4 protein-coding genes are annotated in these 17,959 nt (G+C 71.6%); all 4 read left to right on the top strand.

From position 1 onward, the window contains the following. On the top strand, positions 1–9,511 hold a 9,511-nt coding region (locus L0P92_RS15575; protein ID WP_273634041.1), incomplete at its 5' end, for a non-ribosomal peptide synthetase. Next, on the top strand, positions 9,511–16,704 hold the full coding sequence (locus L0P92_RS15570) for a non-ribosomal peptide synthetase (protein ID WP_234763297.1): 7,194 nt from the start codon (positions 9,511–9,513) through the stop codon (positions 16,702–16,704). The genes L0P92_RS15575 and L0P92_RS15570, both read left to right, overlap by 1 nt. Before the next feature lie 49 nt (positions 16,705–16,753). Next, complete coding sequence (locus L0P92_RS15565) at positions 16,754–16,978, top strand: MbtH family protein (protein WP_234763296.1); 225 nt, start codon at positions 16,754–16,756, stop codon at positions 16,976–16,978. Between the two features lie 111 nt (positions 16,979–17,089). Next, complete coding sequence (locus L0P92_RS15560; protein ID WP_234763295.1) at positions 17,090–17,899, top strand: alpha/beta fold hydrolase; 810 nt, start codon at positions 17,090–17,092, stop codon at positions 17,897–17,899. The last annotated feature ends 60 nt before the right edge of the window (positions 17,900–17,959 follow it).

The following is a 17,959-nucleotide window of genomic DNA, read 5'->3' as shown; positions in this document are numbered from 1 at the left end:
TGCGGAGGCGGTGGTGTGTGGTGAATGCCGTGTGTCGTATGGGGAGTTGGAGGCGTGGTCGAACCGGGTGGCGCGGTGGTTGCGGGCTCGGGGGGTTGGGCGTGGGTCGTTTGTGGGGGTGGTGCTGCCGCCGTCGGTGGAGTTGGTGGTGGCGCTGTTGGGGGTGGTGAAGGCCGGTGGGGCGTATGTGCCGGTGGATGTGGAGTCTCCGGCGGAGCGGGTGAGTTACGTCCTGGGTGATGCGGACCCGGTTCTCGTCATTGACGACATGTCTGTGCTGGGTGAGGCGGAGGGCTTCTCGGGTGCGGCTGTCGAGGTGGCTGTGCATCCCTCGGATGCGGCGTATGTGATTTATACGTCGGGGTCGACGGGTCGGCCGAAGGGTGTGGTGGTGGAGCACCGTTCGGTGGGGGCGTATCTGGAGCGGGCGCGGGAGGTGTATCGGGATGCGTCCGGAACGGCGTTGTTGCACTCGTCGGTGGCGTTCGATCTGACGGTGACGGCGTTGTATACGCCGTTGGTGTCCGGTGGCCGGGTGGTGCTGGCCGATCTGGACGAGGGCGCTGTGGTTGCGGGGCGGCCGTCGTTCATGAAGGTGACGCCGTCTCATCTGGGGTTGTTGGAGGCGTTGCCGGGTGAGGTGTCGCCGTCGGGGATGTTGATCACGGGTGGTGAGGCGCTGGTGGGTGAGGCGCTTGCTGCCTGGCGGGCCGCGCATCCGGACGTCACGGTGGTCAATGCGTATGGTCCGACCGAGGCGACGGTGAACTGCACCGACTTCCGCATCCCGCCGGGGCAGGAGGTGGGGTCGGGTGCGGTGCCGATCGGGCGGCCATTTTGGAACACCCGCGCTTATGTGCTGGATGAGCGGCTCAAGCCGGTGCCGCCGGGTGTGGCGGGTGAACTCTATGTGTCCGGTGTGGTGCTGGCGCGTGGGTATTGGCGGCGGCCTGGTCTGACCGCGGAGCGGTTTACCGCTGACCCGTATGGCCCTGCGGGTGCGCGGATGTACCGGACGGGTGATGTGGCCCGGTGGGGCGCGGATGGTCAGTTGGTGTATGTGGGCCGGGTCGATGACCAGGTCAAGGTGCGCGGTTTCCGTATCGAACTGGGGGAGGTGCAGGCGGTGCTGGCCGCGCATCCGGGGGTGTCTCGGGTGGCGGTGGTGGTGCGTGAGGACCGGCCCGGTGACAAGCGTCTGGTCGCTTATGTGGTCGGTGAGGCTGAGGGCCTGGCCGAGCACGCGGCGGCACGGCTGCCGTCGTACATGGTTCCGTCGGCATTCGTCACCCTCGATGAGCTGCCGCTCACCGTGAACGGCAAGCTGGACCGTCGTGCTCTTCCGGCGCCCGAGCAGGAGAGCGAGGGTGGTCGTGCTCCGCGGAGCCTTCGCGAGGAGATGCTGTGCGCGCTGTTCGCCGAGGTGCTCGGTGTGGGGCGGGTGTCGATCGATGACGACTTCTTCCGGCTGGGTGGGCATTCGCTGCTGGCCACGAAGCTGGTCAGCCGGATCCGGACCGTCCTCGGTGTCGAGCTGCCCATCCGGCAGCTGTTCGAGACCCCCACCATCGCCGGCCTTTCCACAACTCTCGGTGACGAGAACCGTGGTGTGCGGCGGGCCGTGCGGGCGGTGGAACCGAGGCCGGCGCGTGTGCCATTGTCGTACGCTCAGCAGCGCCTGTGGTTCCTCAACCGCCTCGAAGGACCCAGCCCGACGTACAACATCCCGGTGGCGCTGCGGCTGACGGGGGCGCTGGACCGGGACGCGCTGCGGCAGGCGCTGGCGGATGTCGTCGCGCGGCACGAGAGCCTGCGCACGGTCTTCGCCGAGGACCCCGACGGTGCGTACCAGGTCGTCCGGGAACCGGCCGACGCCCAGCCCGAGCTGACAGTGGTGGAGACCGGCGAGGAGGAGATCGGCCGGCGACTGGGCGAGGCCTCCCGGCGTGGCTTCGACCTCTCCGCCGAGTCGGGTGAACTTCCCTTGCGCGCCACGCTGTTCGTGCTGGGTGAGAACGAGCACGTCCTGCTGCTGCTCCTGCACCACATCGTGAGTGACGCGTGGTCTCGCGCGCCGTTGGCGCGTGATCTGACGGCGGCGTACGCGGCTCGTGTCGCCGGTGAGGCCCCTGGCTGGTCGCCGTTGCCGGTGCAGTACGCGGACTACAGCCTGTGGCAGCGTGAGGTGCTCGGCGCCGAGGACGACCCGGACAGTGAGACCTCCCGCCAGCTCGCCTACTGGAAGGAGACGCTGGCCGGGCTGCCCGACCAGCTGGAGCTGCCGTACGACCGTCCCCGGCCGTCCGTCGCCTCCTACCGCGGCGACCGCCTGCCCCTTGAGATCCCGGCTGATCTGTACGAGCGGATCGTCGCGCTCGCCAGGGACACTCAGGCGAGTCCGTTCATGGTGCTGCAGGCGGGTCTGGCGGCGCTGCTGACCCGGCTCGGGGCGGGGACCGACATCCCCATCGGCACGCCGATCGCCGGCCGTACCGACGAGTCCCTCGACGACCTGATCGGCGTCTTCATCAACACGCTGGTCCTGCGCACGGACACCTCCGGACGTCCCTCGGCGCGTGCTCTCATCGACCGCGTCCGTACGCGGAACCTGGCCGCGTACGCGCACCAGGACGTCCCGTTCGAGCGGCTGGTGGAGGTGCTGAACCCGGAGCGCTCGCTCGCCCGCCACCCCCTCTTCCAGGTACTGCTGGCGTTCAACAACACGGATACGGCCGCCGTCGAGGAAGCCGTGACGAAACTGCCGGGGCTGTCGGTGTCGCGGGCCACGGCGGACACGGGCGTCGGCAAGTTCGACCTCTCCTTCGCGTTCGCCGAGCAGGCGACGCAGACGGCCGGACTGCACGGTGTTCTGGAGTACAGCACCGACCTGTTCGACCGGGAGACCGTCGAGATGCTCGGCCGGCGCTACCTGCGCCTGCTCCGTGCCATGGTCGAGACCCCCGACGCCCCGGTCGACGAGGTGGACCTGCTGACCGCGACCGAGACCCGCACCCTCCTCACCGACTGGAACGACACGGTGTGTGAGGTGCCGGGTCGTTCGGTGGTGGAGTTGTTCGGGGAGCAGATGGCGCGGGCGCCATTGGCGGAGGCCGTGGTCTGCGGTGGTGTGTCGCTGTCGTACGGGGAGTTGGATGCCCGTGCGGAGCGGTTGGCGCGGTTGCTGGTGGAGTGGGGGGCTGGTCCGGAGCGGTTCGTGGCGGTGGCGCTGCCGCGGGGTGTGGATCTGGTGGTGGCACTGCTGGCGGTGTGGAAGGCGGGGGCGGGGTATCTGCCGCTGGACACGGAGTATCCGGCCGACCGGCTGGCGTACATGCTGCAGGACGCCGCACCCGTCCTCGTCCTCACCACGAGCGCGGTGCGTTCCGCTCTGCCGGAGGAGATGGCCGCCCCCTGCCTGTTGTTGGACGAGCCGCACACGGTCGCGGAGCTCTCCCGCGCCTCTGAGGGTCGTGCGCTGGTGGGGCCTGCTCTGTCGAATGCGGCGTATGTGATTTATACGTCGGGTTCGACGGGGCGGCCGAAGGGTGTGGTGGTGCCGCAGGGGGCGTTGGTGAACTTCCTGGTGGCGATGCGGGACCGGTTCGGACTGGGTGTGGGTGACCGGTTGTTGGCGGTGACGACGGTTGGGTTCGACATCGCGGGGCTGGAGTTGTTCGTGCCGCTGCTGGCGGGTGCCGCGGTTGTGGTGGCCGAGCGGGAGGTGGTGCGTGATCCGGTTGCGCTGGGCCGGCTGGTGCGGGCTTCGGGGGCGTCGGTGATGCAGGCGACGCCGGGTCTGTGGCGGGCGTTGCTGGCCGAGGATGCGGACGCTGTGGATGGCCTTGGGGTTCTGGTCGGTGGTGAGGCGTTGCCGGCGGATCTGGCGGCGCAGCTCGCAGTGCGGGCGGGTTCGGTGACGAACTTGTACGGGCCGACGGAGACGACGATCTGGTCGACGGCGTGGCCGGTGTCGGTCGAGGGTGCGCGGCGTCCGCGGATCGGTCGTCCGATCGCGAACACGCGGGTGTATGTGCTGGATGCGGGTCTGCGGCCGGTGCCGGTGGGTGTGCCGGGTGAGTTGTATGTCGCGGGTGAGGGGGTGGTGCGCGGGTATTACGCGCGCCCTGGGCTGACGGCTGAGCGGTTTGTTGCCGATCCGTATGGGCCGATGGGTTCGCGGATGTATCGCACGGGTGATCTGGTGCGGTGGAGCGGTGAGGGGGAGCTGGAGTACCTCTCGCGGGTCGACGATCAGGTCAAGCTGCGTGGTTTCCGGATCGAGCTGGGTGAGATCGAGGCGGTGCTTGCGACGCATCCGCAGGTCGGTCAGGCGGCGGTGCTGGTGCGTGAGGACCGCCCCGGTGACACGCGCCTGGTCGCCTATGTGATTCCCGAGCCGGGCGGGCAGCCGGTGTCAGCACATCTGCGGGAGTATCTGGCGGGCCGGTTGCCGGACTACATGGTGCCTGCCGCGTTCGTGATGCTGGAGGCGTTCCCGCTGACGGCGAACGGCAAGCTGAACCGGCGTGCGCTGCCGGCGCCGGAATACGGTCCGCAGGTGGCGGGGCGTGCTCCGCGTTCGCCGCGCGAGGAGATCCTGTGCGCGCTGTTCGCCGAGGTGCTGGGCCTGGAGCGGGTGTCGATCGACGACGACTTCTTCGCGCTGGGCGGGCATTCGCTGCTGGCCACGAAGCTGGTCAGCCGGATCCGGTCGGTACTGGACGCCGAGATCGCGGTACGGCGTCTGTTCGAGGCGCCCACCGTCGCCGAACTCGCCACCACCCTCGACGCCGCGACCACCTCACGCAGGCGTGTGGTCCCCGCGGCGAGGCCTGCCAGGGTGCCGCTCTCGCACGCTCAGCAGCGGCTGTGGTTCCTCCAGCATCTGGAGGGACCGAGCGACGCGTACAACGTGCCGATCTCCCTGGACGTCGAGGGCCCGTTGGACGAGGAGGCACTGCGGCAGGCGCTGACGGACGTCGTCGCACGTCACGAGAGCCTGCGCACGGTCTTCGCCGAAGACCACGGCGGCGGTGCCCACCAGGTGGTCCTACCGCTGGAGCAGGCCCGGGTGCCGCTGACGGTCGAGACCGTGACGGAGGCCGCCGCGGTCGACGACCGCATGCGGCGGGCCGCCCGCCACGTCTTCGACCTCACCGCCGACGTGCCGCTGCGTGTCTGGCTGTTCGAGTCCCCGGAACTCCCCGGCCGCCGGGCGCTGTTGCTGCTCACCCATCACATCGCCAGCGACGCGTGGTCGCGCGGTGTCCTCATCCGGGACCTCATGACCGCCTACGCGGCCCGTGCCGCCGGTGGCGCGCCGCAGTGGTCGCCGCTGCCGGTGCAGTACGCGGACTACAGCCTGTGGCAGCGCGAGGTGCTGGGTACCGAGGAGGACGCGGGCAGTGAGCTGTCCCGCCAATTCACCTACTGGAAGGAGACGCTGGCGGGCCTGCCCGAGGAGCTGGCGCTGCCCTACGACCGTCCCCGTCCGGCCGTCGCCACCTACCAGGGTGACCGGGTCACCTTCGACCTGCCCTCCGGGCTCTACGAGCGGCTCGCGCGCGTGGCCCGGGACCGGCAGGCCAGCCTGTTCATGGTGCTGCAGGCGGGTCTGGCGGCGCTGCTGTCGCGGCTGGGCGCGGGTACGGACATCCCGCTGGGCACGCCGATCGCGGGCCGGACGGATGACGCGCTGGACGATCTGGTGGGCTTCTTCGTCAACACGCTGGTGCTGCGCACCGACACCTCCGGTGACCCGACGTTCGCGGAGCTCATCGACCGGGTACGGGCCACGGACCTGGCGGCGTACGCGCACCAGGACCTGCCGTTCGAACGGCTGGTGGAGGCGGTCAACCCCGAGCGGTCCCTCGCCCGCCACCCCCTCTTCCAGACCATGCTGAGCTTCGACAACGCCGGACGGACCGGCGGAGCCCCGGCGCGTGGCGGGGTGGACGGGCTCAGGGTCGCCGGGCGGCCCCTGGGAGCGTCGTCCGCCAAGTTCGACCTGTCCTTCGAGATCGTCGAGCAGTCCAGCGCTCCGGGTCGCGAGGCCGGCCTGCGCTGCGCGCTCGACTACAGCACCGACCTGTTCGACCGGGAAACAGCCCAGGACATCGCCGACCGTTTCGTCCGGGTCCTGACAGCGCTGGCCGACGCCCCGCACCGCCGCGTCGGCGAAGTGGAGATCCTCGGCGGGGACGAACTGCACCGGATGCTCGTCGAGTGGAACGACACCGCTGTCGAGCACCCCGACCGCACGCCGGTGCACGTCCTGTTCGAGGAGCGCGCGGCAGCCGATCCGGACGCCGTCGCCGTCGTCGCAGGTGAGGAGACGCTGACCTACGGCGAGCTGAACGCGCGGGCCAACCGTCTCGCGCACCTGCTGCTGCGCCGGGGAGTCGGCCCGGAGGACCGCGTGGCGGTCTTCCAGGAACGCTCCACCGACCTCGTCGTCTCCACGCTGGCCGTGCTCAAGGCGGGCGGCGTGTACGTACCGATCGACCCTCAGCAGCCCGCGTCCCGCTCCGAGTTCATCCTGCGGGACACCGCCGCCGTGACCTTGCTCACCGACCGAGACCCCAGCGACCTCGGATTCGCCGTCGAGGTCCCGGCGCTGCGCGTCGGAGCGGCGGACCTGTCCGGTGAGGCGGACACGAACCCCGGTGTGCCGACAGACGCCGAACAACTCGTGTACGTGATGTACACCTCGGGCTCCACCGGCACCCCCAAGGGTGTCGCCAACACCCACCACAACGTCGTCCACCTCGCGGCCGACCGGTATTGGCAGGGCGGCCGTCACACGCGGGTGCTCATGCACTCCCCGTACGCGTTCGATGCGTCGACGTTCGAGATCTGGACGCCACTGCTGACCGGCGGCACGGTCGTGGTCGCGCCGGCGGGACGCCTGGACGCGGCGGACCTCGCCGCCGTCATCGCCGGGCATCGGGTCACCGGCCTCTTCGTGAGCGCGGGCCTGTTCCGGGTGCTCGCTGAAGAACGGCCCGAGTGTTTCCGCGGGGTGCGGGAGATCTGGGCCGGCGGCGACGTGGTCTCGCCGTCCGCCGTCCGCAGGGTCCTCGAGACCTGCCCGGGCACGATCGTCGCGAACGAGTACGGGCCGACCGAGACCACGGTGTTCTCCACCGTGAACCCGCTGCGGAACCCGGAGCAGGTGCCCGATGCGGTCGTGCCGATCGGGCGGCCCCTGTGGAACACCCGCGTGCACGTCCTCGACGAGCGGCTGCGGCCTGTGCCGCTCGGCGTAGCCGGTGAGCTCTACATCGCCGGGGCCGGGGTGGCCCGTGGCTACCTGGGCCGCCCCGCGCTCACGGCACAGCGCTTCGTGGCCGACCCGTTCGCGGGCGGCGGCGAGCGAATGTACCGCACCGGTGACGTCGTACGGCGGCTGCGCGACGGGCGCCTGGAATTCCTGGGGCGCGTCGACGACCAGGTCAAGCTGCGTGGCTTCCGGATCGAACCGGGCGAGATCGAGGCGGTCCTCGCGGGCCGGCCGGAGGTCCGCCAGGCGGCGGTGGTGCTGCGTGAGGACCGACCCGGCGACAAACGGCTCGTGGCCTACGTCGTCGGCGCCGCCGGTGTCACGGCCGAACCCGAGGTGCTGCGTGCTCATGTGGCCGCCACCCTGCCCGAGTACATGGTCCCCTCGGCCGTCGTGCCACTTCAGGCGCTGCCGCTCACCCTGAACGGCAAGCTCGACCGGCGCGCGCTTCCGGCCCTCGACTACGGCGCGCTCACCGGCCGCCGAGGCCCGCGCAACGAGCGGGAGAAGGTGCTGTGCGCCCTGTTCGCCGAGGTGCTGGGACTGTCCGAGGTCGGCGTCGACGACGGGTTCTTCGACCTGGGCGGCGACAGCATCATGTCGATCCAGCTGGTCAGCCGCGCGCGCCGGGCAGGCCTGGAACTGTCGGTGCGTGACGTGTTCGAGCAGCGGACCGTGGCCGCGCTCGCCGAGGTCGTCACCGAGACGACGGGGACGGCCGTCGAGGAACCCGGCGCCGGCATCGGCGAGGTCCCACTGACGCCCATCATGCGGTGGTTCCTCGAACGCGGCGGCCCCGTCGACCAGTTCAACCAGTCGCGGCTGATCCAGGTGCCCGCTTCACTGCGCCACGAGCACCTCACCGCCGCGCTGCAGGACGTCCTCGACCATCACGACGCGTTGCGGGCCCGGCTCACGGCCGGACCGCAGCCGCGGCTGGAGATCCCCGAGCCGGGAGTCGTCGACGCCGCCTCGGTGCTGCGCCGGGTCGACGCCTCCTCGCTCGACGAGCGGACCCAGCGGGATCTGGTCCGTGCCGAGACCGTCGCCGCCCGCGAACGGCTCGACCTCGCCCGGGGGCGGGTCGTCCAGGCCGTATGGTTCGACCGCGGTGACGAGACCCCCGGGCTGCTCTTGCTTATCGTTCACCACCTGGTCGTCGACGGCGTGTCCTGGCGGATCCTCGTACCGGACCTCGCCGAAGCACATCGCGCCCGGGCAGCGGGCCGTGCGGCCGCACTGCAGCCTGTGGGCACCTCACTGCGGCGCTGGGCGCAGCGCCTCACCCAGGTCGCCGCCGAGCCCGCCCGCACCGCCGAGGCCACCTGGTGGCAGACGGTGCTGCGACCCGGTGACCCGCTGCTCGGCCGGCGGCCCCTGGACGGGGCATCCGACACGTACGCCTCGGCGCGCCACTTGACGGTGACCCTGTCCACGGCGACCACCGAGCGGATACTGACCCGGGTGCCGGCCGTGTTCCGGGCCGACGTCAACCACGTGCTGCTGGCCGCTTTCGGCCTCGCCTGGGCCCGCTGGCAGGGCAGCCGCGGCACCGGCGCCCTGCTGGACCTGGAAGGACACGGCCGCGAGGAGGACCTCGTCGGCGAGGCCGACCTGTCCCGCACCGTCGGCTGGTTTACCAGCCTGTACCCCGTACGGCTGGACACCGGCACGGCCGACCTCTCCGACGCCTTCGCCGGCGGCCCCGCCGCGGGCACGATCGTCAAGCGCGTCAAGGAACAGCTGCGCGAGGTGCCCGACAAGGGCATCGGGTACGGCCTCGCCCGCCACCTGAACCCGCGGACGGCGCCGCAGTTCGCAGGTTTGCCGATGCCTCAGGTGGCGTTCAACTACCTGGGCCGTTTCACCACCGCGGGAGTCGAGAACGCCGGCAGCACCACGGTCCCCGACTGGACGGTGCTGGCCACGGCGGCCGGCATCGGGGGCACCGACCCGCGCGTGCCGCTCGCCCACGCCCTGGAACTCAATGCCCGCACCAACGACGGACCGGGCGGCCCGGAGCTGGCGGCCACCTGGACCTGGGCCGGCGGAATTCTCGACGAGGGCGAGGTTCGGGACCTGGCCGACCTGTGGTTCCGGGCGCTGGAGGCGCTCGCCGTGCACGCGGAGGACCCCGACGCGGGCGGGCTCACCGTCTCCGACGTGTCCCTGAGCCTGCTGGACCAGAACGAGATCGAAATGCTGGAAGACGAGTGGAGGAGCTCGTGATGGCGAAGCAGCCCGGACTGCAGGACATCCTGCCGCTGGCCCCCTTGCAGGAAGGCATGCTCTTCCACAGCGTGTACGACGAGGAATCCCCGGACGTGTACCTGGTGCAGCAGGCCATCGACCTGGAAGGAGACCTCGACGCGCAGGCACTGCGGGCCGCCTGCCGAGCCCTGCTGCGGCGCCACGCCAACCTGCGCGCGGCCTTCCGCTACCAAGGGCTCAAACGTCCCGTGCAGTTGATCCCCCACGAGGTGGACCTGCCCTGGGAGGAGCTGGACCTCACCGAGCGGCCCGAGGCCGAGCGCCTCGCGGCCGCGGACCGGGCACTGGAGCAGGACCGGCTGCGCCGCTTCGACCTCGGTAGGCCTCCCCTGATGCGGTTCACGCTGATGCGTCTGGGTGCCGGCCGGTACCGCTTCGTGCTGACCAACCACCACATCCTTCTCGACGGCTGGTCGCGCCCCATGCTCGTGCGCGAACTGCTCGCGCTGTACCGGGCGAAGGGCGACGACAGCGCACTGCCACGGGTGCGTCCCTTCCGCGACTACCTCCACTGGCTCGCCGGACAGGACCGTGACGCGGCCACGGCGGCGTGGCGCTCGGCCCTCGCCGGGCTCGACGGCCCCACACTCGTCGCTCCCCGGGCGGCGCAGCGCCCGCCCACCATGCCCGGGCGGCTGGAGACGGAGCTGGACGAGGCCGACCACGCGGCGCTCACTGCCCTGGCCCGGCATCGCTCCCTCACCCTCAACTCCCTCGTGCAGGGCGCCTGGGCCGTCGTACTGAGCGGCCTGACGGGACGGCACGACGTGGTGTTCGGCACGACCGTGTCGGGACGGCCACCGGAGATCGCCGGGATCGAGACCATGGTGGGGCTGTTCATCAACACGCTGCCCGCCCGGGTGCGGCTGCGCCCCGACGAGCCGTTCACCGAGGCGGTGCGCCGGGCCCAGGACGAGCAGACCAGGATGCAGCCGTACCAGCAGCTGGGCCTCGCCGAAGTGCAGCGCCTCGCGGGAGTGGGCGAACTCTTCGACACCACCATGGTGTTCGAGAACTACCCAGTCGACATCGGCGCCGAGCGGGACGAGCCGGGCGGGCTGCGCAGCCTGACCGTCACCGGCGGCCGCAACCGGGACGCCACGCACTACCCACTCGCGCTGGTCGCCCTCGGCCGCGGCGGTCTGCGGCTGCGACTCGACCACCGGCCCGACCTGATCCCCGAGGAGGCGGCACGCGACATCCTCGACCGGCTCGTCCGCATCCTGCGCACCGTCGCCGCCGACCCGGAGCGGCCCGTCGGCCGGCTCGACCCGCTCTCCGACGAGGAGCGGCGCGCCGCACTGCAGCTCGGCCTGGGCGCGGACACCGGCACGGCCGACCAGAGCCTGCCCGAGGCGTTCCGTGGCCAGGCCGCCCGCACACCGCACGACACCGCCGTCGTCTGCGGTGACACCACACTGGACTACGCCGGACTCGACGCCCGCTCCGACGACTTGGCGCGGCACCTGGCCGAGCTGGGGGTCGGTGACGAGACCCCCGTGGGACTGCTCATGGACCGCTCCGCGGAGCTGGTCGCCGGCGTACTCGCCGTACTCAAGGCGGGCGGCGCTTACGTGCCGCTGCGGCAGAGCGACCCCACGGACCGGCTGCGTCAGATCACCGGGCTCGCCGGAGTCTCCCTGGTCCTCACCGACGAGGCGCACGCGCCGCGCGTCCTGGAGCTGGGCCTCACCCCGGTGCGCGCCGACCGCACCCCGGCCGGGGACGCGCCGAAGCGGCCGGGCACCGCTATGGACCTGCCCGGCAGACGCATCACCGCCGACCGGCTGGCCTACGTGATGCACACCTCCGGGTCGACCGGAACCCCCAAGGGCGTGGCCGCCACCCACCGCAATGTCATCGACCTCGCACGGGACCGCTCCTTCGCCGGCGGTGCGCACACCCGGGTGCTCCTCCACTCGCCGCACGCCTTCGACGCCTCCACCTACGAACTGTGGGTGCCGCTGCTGTCCGGCGGCACCGTCGTCGTCGCCCCGCCGGGCGACCTCGACGCGGACACGCTGGGCAAGGTGCTCGCCGATCAGGAGGTGACCGGCCTCTGGCTCACCTCCGGGCTCTTCCAATTACTGGCGGACGAGGCGCCCGGACACCTCGCGGGCCTGCGCGAGGTGTGGACCGGAGGGGACGTCGTACCGGCCGCCGCGGTGCGGCGGGTCAGGGAAGCCTGCCCCGCCACGGCCGTCGTGGACGGCTACGGCCCGACCGAGACGACCACCTTCGCGGTCTGCCACCGGCTCCCCGCGGGAGCACCGGTCCCGGCCACCCTGCCCATCGGCACCGCGCTGGACAACACCCGCCTGCTCGTCCTGGACGCCGGACTGCGCCCCGTGGCGCCGGGAGCGGCCGGTGAGCTCTACATCGCGGGAGCCGGACTCGCCCGCGGCTACTGGCAGCGACCTGGGATTACCGCCGAGCGTTTCCTGGCCGATCCCTTCGGCCCGCCCGGCTCGCGCATGTACCGCACGGGCGACCTCGTGCGCTGGGAGCCCGACGGCACGCTCGCGTACCTGGGCCGGGTCGACGAGCAGGTGAAGATCCGCGGCTTCCGCATCGAGCTCGGTGAGATCGAGTCCGTGCTCGGGCGGCACCCGGACGTCGCGCAGGCCGTCGTCACGGTGCAGGAGCCGCGTCCCGGGGACAAACTGCTCGTCGCCCACGTCGTGCCCGAGCACCGCAGCGTCCTGGACGCCGCCACCCTGCGCGCCCATGCCGCCGCCGAACTGCCCGACTACATGGTCCCCTCGGCCTACGTGACGCTGGACGCGCTGCCCTTGACGGGCAACGGCAAGGTCGACCGCAAGGCGCTGCCCGTGCCGGAGACCGTCACAGCCGCCGAGGGGCGCGCGCCGCGCACGCCGCAGGAGGAGATCCTGTGCGGCCTGTTCGCCGAACTCCTCGGCGTGCCGCAGGTCGGCATCGACGACGACTTCTTCGCACTCGGCGGACACTCGTTGCTGGCCACCCGCCTCGTCGGCCGGATCCGCTCGGTCCTGGGCGCGGAACTGACCGTACGCCAGCTCTTCGAGACGCCCTCGGTGGCAACTCTGGCCGGCGCCCTGCGCACCGCGGACGCGGCCCGCCCCGCCCTGGAGCCCGCCCGTCCGAGGCCGGAGCGGATACCGGCCTCCTACGCCCAGCGCCGCCTGTGGTTCCTGCACCGTCTGGAGGGACCGAGCCCGACGTACAACATCCCGTTCGCCCTGCGGCTCACCGGCGACCTGGACCGGTCGGCGCTGCGCGCCGCGCTCGCCGATGTCGCGGACCGGCACGAGGCGCTGCGCACGGTCTTCACCGAGGACGCCGACGGTCCCCGCCAGGTCGTGCTGCCCACCTCCAAGGCCCGTCCCGAACTGACCGTCGTCCCGTCGGTGCCGCCCACGCAGCTGGAGCAGCGGATCAGGGACGCTGCCGCGCACGCCTTCGACCTGACGTCGGAGATCCCGCTGCGGGCCTGGCTGTTCGAGACGGGACCGCGGCAGAACGTCCTGCTCGTGCTGGTCCACCACATCGCGGGCGACGGCTGGTCGGTCCCGCACCTCGTCCGTGACCTGACCACCGCCTACACGGCACGGCACGGCGGCAGCGCCCCCGGCTGGCGCCCGCTGCCCGTCCAGTACGCCGACTACAGCCTCTGGCAGCGCGCGGCCCTCGGGTCCGAGGAGGACCCCGACAGCGCCATCGCCCGCCAGCTCGCCCACTGGAAGCAGACACTGGCGGGACTCCCCGCCGAGCTCCAGCTGCCCACCGACCGGCCGCGCCCCGCGGTCGGCAACGGCCGGGGCGACCGGGTGCTGTACGAGGTGCCGCGGGAACTGCACGAACGGATCGTCGCGGTCGCGCGGGCCTGCCAGGCGAGCCCTTTCATGGTGGTCCAGGCGGCCGTCGCCGCCCTGCTCACCCGGCTGGGTGCGGGCGACGACATTCCGCTGGGCACTCCGGTCGCCGGTCGCACCGACGACGTCCTGGACGGTCTCGTCGGTTTCTTCGTCAACACGCTCGTGCTGCGCACCGACACCTCCGGCAACCCCGCGTTCCGCGAACTAGTCGCCCGAGTCCGGGAGACGGACCTGGCCGCCTATGCCCACCAGGACCTGCCGTTCGAACGCCTCGTGGAGGAGCTCAACCCGCAGCGTTCGCTGTCGCGGCACCCGCTCTTCCAGACGATGCTCACCTTCAACAACACCGGGCAGCGGACGCAGGCCCCGGGCGCCGGACCACGGCTGCCCGGGCTGACCGCCGAATCCGTACCCGTCGGCACCGGCACCGCCAAGTTCGACCTGCTGCTGTCCTTCGCGGAGCGGTACGACGGCCAGGGCCGGCCCGCCGGGCTCGGCGCCGGGCTGGAATTCAGCACCGACCTGTTCGACCGGGAGACCGCCGAGGCGCTCGTCGCGCGGCTGCTGCGGCTGCTGGACGCGGTCACCGCCGAACCGCAGCGCGCCATCGGTGAGGTACCGCTGCTGGACGACGAGGAGCACGGCCGGTTGCTGGCCATCTGGCGCGGAGCCGTCCACCCAGTGACGGGCCGTATGCCGGCCGAGCGCTTCGCCGCGGCGGCCCGGCACGCTCCGGACAGCGTGGCCGTGGAGTCACCCGAAGCCACCCTGACGTACGCGGAGCTGAACGCCCGGGCCAACCGTCTGGCGCGGTTGCTCATCGCCCGCGGGGTGGGACCGGAGAGTCTTGTCGCGGTGGCCATGCACCGGTCGGCCGAACTGGTCACCGGGCTCATGGCCGTGCTCAAGGCCGGAGCCGGCTACCTGCCGGTCGACCCGGAGTACCCGGCCGACCGCATCGCCTATATGCTCGGCGACGCCCGCCCGGCGTGCGTCCTGACCACCCGTGACCTCGCCGTGACCCTGCCGGGCAGCCTCGTGGCGAGCACGATCGTGGTGGACGACCCCGCCACCGAACGCGACCTCGCCTCCCGGCCGGTGACCGACGTGACCGACGCGGAACGGACCGCCCCGCTGCACCCCGCCCACCCGGCCTACGTGATCTACACCTCCGGCTCCACGGGGCGTCCCAAGGGGCTCACGATGCCCGTGCGGGCCCTCGCCAACCTCCTCGGCTGGCACGACCGGGCGCTGCCCGGGGCACCCGGTACGAGGGTCGCGCAGTTCACCGCGGTGAGCTTCGACGTCTCCGTGCAGGAGATCCTCTCCGCGCTGCTCGCCGGGAAGGCGCTCGTGGTGTGCCCCGAGGACGTCCGACGCGATCCGCAGCGGCTGGCCCACTGGCTGCGGGACCACCGCGTGCGGGAACTGTACGCGCCGAACCTCGTCATCGACGCCGTCTGCGAGGCGGCCGTCGCCGCGGGCCTCGAACTGCCCGACCTCACCGACCTGGTGCAGGCCGGTGAGGCACTGACCCTGCACGGTGCCGTGCGCACCGTCTGCGCCGCCCGCCCGGGACCGCGCCTGCACAACCACTACGGCCCGGCCGAGACCCACGTGGTGACGGCTCACCAGCTGCCGGGGGACACCGCCGAGTGGCCCGCGACGGCGCCGCCGATCGGCCGCCCCATCGACAACACCGCCGTCCGGCTCCTCGACCCGTGGCTGAACCCGGTGCCGCACGGCGTCCCGGGCGAGCTCTACCTCACGGGCGACGCGCTGGCCCGCGGCTACCTGGGTCCGGCGGGCCGCACCGCCGAACGGTTCGTCGCCGACCCCTACGGGGCGCCGGGCGCGCGCATGTACCGCACCGGCGACCTGGCCCGGCTGACCGGCGACGGCCTGCTCGTCTACCTGGGCCGGGCGGACAGCCAGGTCAAGATCCGTGGTTTCCGCATCGAGCCGGGCGAGGTGGAGGCCGCGCTCACCACGCACCCCGGCGTCGCCCAGGCCGCCGTCGTCGTACGCGAGGACAGCCCGGGAGACCGGCGCCTGGTCGGCTACGTCGTCCCGGCCGGGCCGACGCCCCCCGACCCCGCGGGTCTGCGTGCCCATACGGCCCGCGCATTGCCCGCCTTCATGGTCCCAGCCGCGTTCGTCACCCTCGACGCCCTTCCGCTCACCTCCAACGGGAAGCTGGACAGGGCCGCGCTGCCCGCCCCCGCGTATGCCGCCGACCGGGAGCCGGCACCGCCGAGGACGCCTGCCGAACACACGGTGTGCGCCTTGTACCGGGAGGTGCTCGGGGTGGAACGGGCCGGTGCCGACGACGACTTCTTCGAGCTCGGCGGGCACTCGTTCCTCGCCGCCCGCCTTGTCGCCCGGCTGCGTGCGGAGTTCGGCCGGGACCTGCCCGTACGAGCGGTCTTCGAAGCCCCCACCCCGGCGGGTCTGGCCGCCGTGCTGACCGGCACAGCCGGCCTCGACGCGCGGCGCTCCACGGGCGGGCTGCTGCCCCTGCGGGCGCGCGGGAGCGCCGCCCCGCTGTTCTGCCTGCACCCCGGCGGCGGTTTCAGCTGGTGCTATGCGGGGCTCGTCCGTCATCTGGGCGCCGACGTGCCGGTGTACGGGATCCAGGCGCGTGGCCTGGACGGTGAGGGCGGGCTGCCCGGGTCCATGGAGGAGATGACCGAGGACTACCTCGCACGGATCCGATCCGTTCAACCGCACGGCCCCTACCGGCTGGCCGGCTGGTCCTTCGGCGGTCTGGCGGCGCACGCACTGGCGACCCGGCTGCGCGCCGAGGGCGAGGACGTGTCGATGCTGGCGCTGCTGGACGCCTACCCGCCGGACGAGAACGCGGACACCTCGGACCCCGTCGAGCACGAGGTGGTGGCGCACAACCTGCAAGCCATGGGATTCGAATTCGACATGGCCGAGCTCATAGCAGATCAGGAAGCGGTTCTGCTGCGTTTTCGGGAGTTCCTGCAGGCCGGTGACCGCGCGCTGGGTCAGCTGGAGGCGCGGGACATGCTCGCGCTCAAGGATGTGTACGTGAACAATGTCCGGATCATGCGCAAATTCGTGCCGGAATTCTTCGACGGAGACGTCCTCTTCGTCTCCGCGGAACACAAGTCGGAGGCCGACCGGAAGGGGCGCCTGAATGTCAACTTGTGGCAACCGTTCACCGGTGGGTCGCTTGATGTGTGCGCTATAGAATCGACTCACGGAAATCTGATGACGGACTCCCGTCATATGGCCCGGATCGGCCGTTTCCTCGCGGGCCGTCTATGAATGTCACGCGATCCCGGAGAGAAATAATTCGCTGAGAAGGAGTGACCGAATGAGCAGCAACCCCTTCGAGGACCCGGACGGCACCTACCTGGTTCTGGCCAACGACGAGGGCCAACACTCTTTGTGGCCCGCGTTCGTCGACGTTCCGTCCGGCTGGCGGACCGTCCTCGCAGAGACCACCCGCGACGCGGCGCTCGAGTACGTCAACACCCACTGGACCGACATGCGCCCCAAGAGCCTCATCCAGGCCATGGAGGGCGCCGACGCAACCTGACCCGTGCCCCGGTGCGGCCCGCGCCTCTCCCGGGAAAACCCGAGGGGACGCGGGCCGCAGTCGTGCCCGGGCGGCGCAGACCACGAGAGCATCACGAAAGGGGAAGCGAGGATGCCGGTCATTACCGTGAACGGAATTCGGCTCAGTTATGACGACACCGGCACGGGCCGGCCGGTCGTGATGATCCAAGGCACCGGTGGCACCCGTACCGTGTGGCAGTTGCACCAGGTGCCCGCGCTGACATCCGCCGGATTCCGTGTGATCACGTTCGACAACCGGGGGATTCCGCCGAGCTCCGAATGCCCCGAGGGTTTCACGCTACAGGACATGGTCGGGGACGTGGCCGGGCTCATCGAGCGCCTGGGCCTCGGCCCGTGCCACGTCGTCGGCACCTCCATGGGGGCCTTCGTCGCTCAGGAGCTGGCGCTCGCCCGGCCGGAGCTGGTGAGCAGGGCCGTCCTCATGGCGACCCGCGGCCGCACAGACGTCCTGCGGGCCGCGCTCACCCGTGCGGAGATCGACCTGTACGACTCGGGCATCCGGCTGCCGGTCCGGTACGCGGCTGTTCTGCGTGCGCTGAAATCACTCTCCCCGCGCACGCTGGACGACGACGTGGCGATGGCCGACTGGCTCGACCTGTTCGAGCTGACGGCCGAGGCAGGGCCGGGGCAGCGCGCGCAGATGGAGATCAGCAGGCTCGACGACCGGCTCGCCGCCTACCGGCACATCCGCGTCCCCTGCCAGGTCATCGGCTTCGCCGACGACCTCGTCACACCACCTCGCCTGGGGCGTGAGGTCGCCGACGCCATTCCCGGCGCCCGCTACGACCTGATCGAGGGCTGCGGCCACTACGGCTACCTGGAGAACCCCGCCACGGTGAACAAGACCATCGTGGAGTTCCTCACCGCCGAGCTTTCCTAGGACCTCCTCCAGGCACGGCAAAGAGGAGGGAGGGTCTCCGTTCGGGGGCAACGGTGACCC

Source organism: Streptomyces muensis, assembly GCF_021474425.1.
GTDB lineage: Bacteria > Actinomycetota > Actinomycetes > Streptomycetales > Streptomycetaceae > Streptomyces > Streptomyces muensis.
Note: the sequence above shows the minus strand (reverse complement) of the source record. Positions and strands in the feature narration are given on the sequence as shown.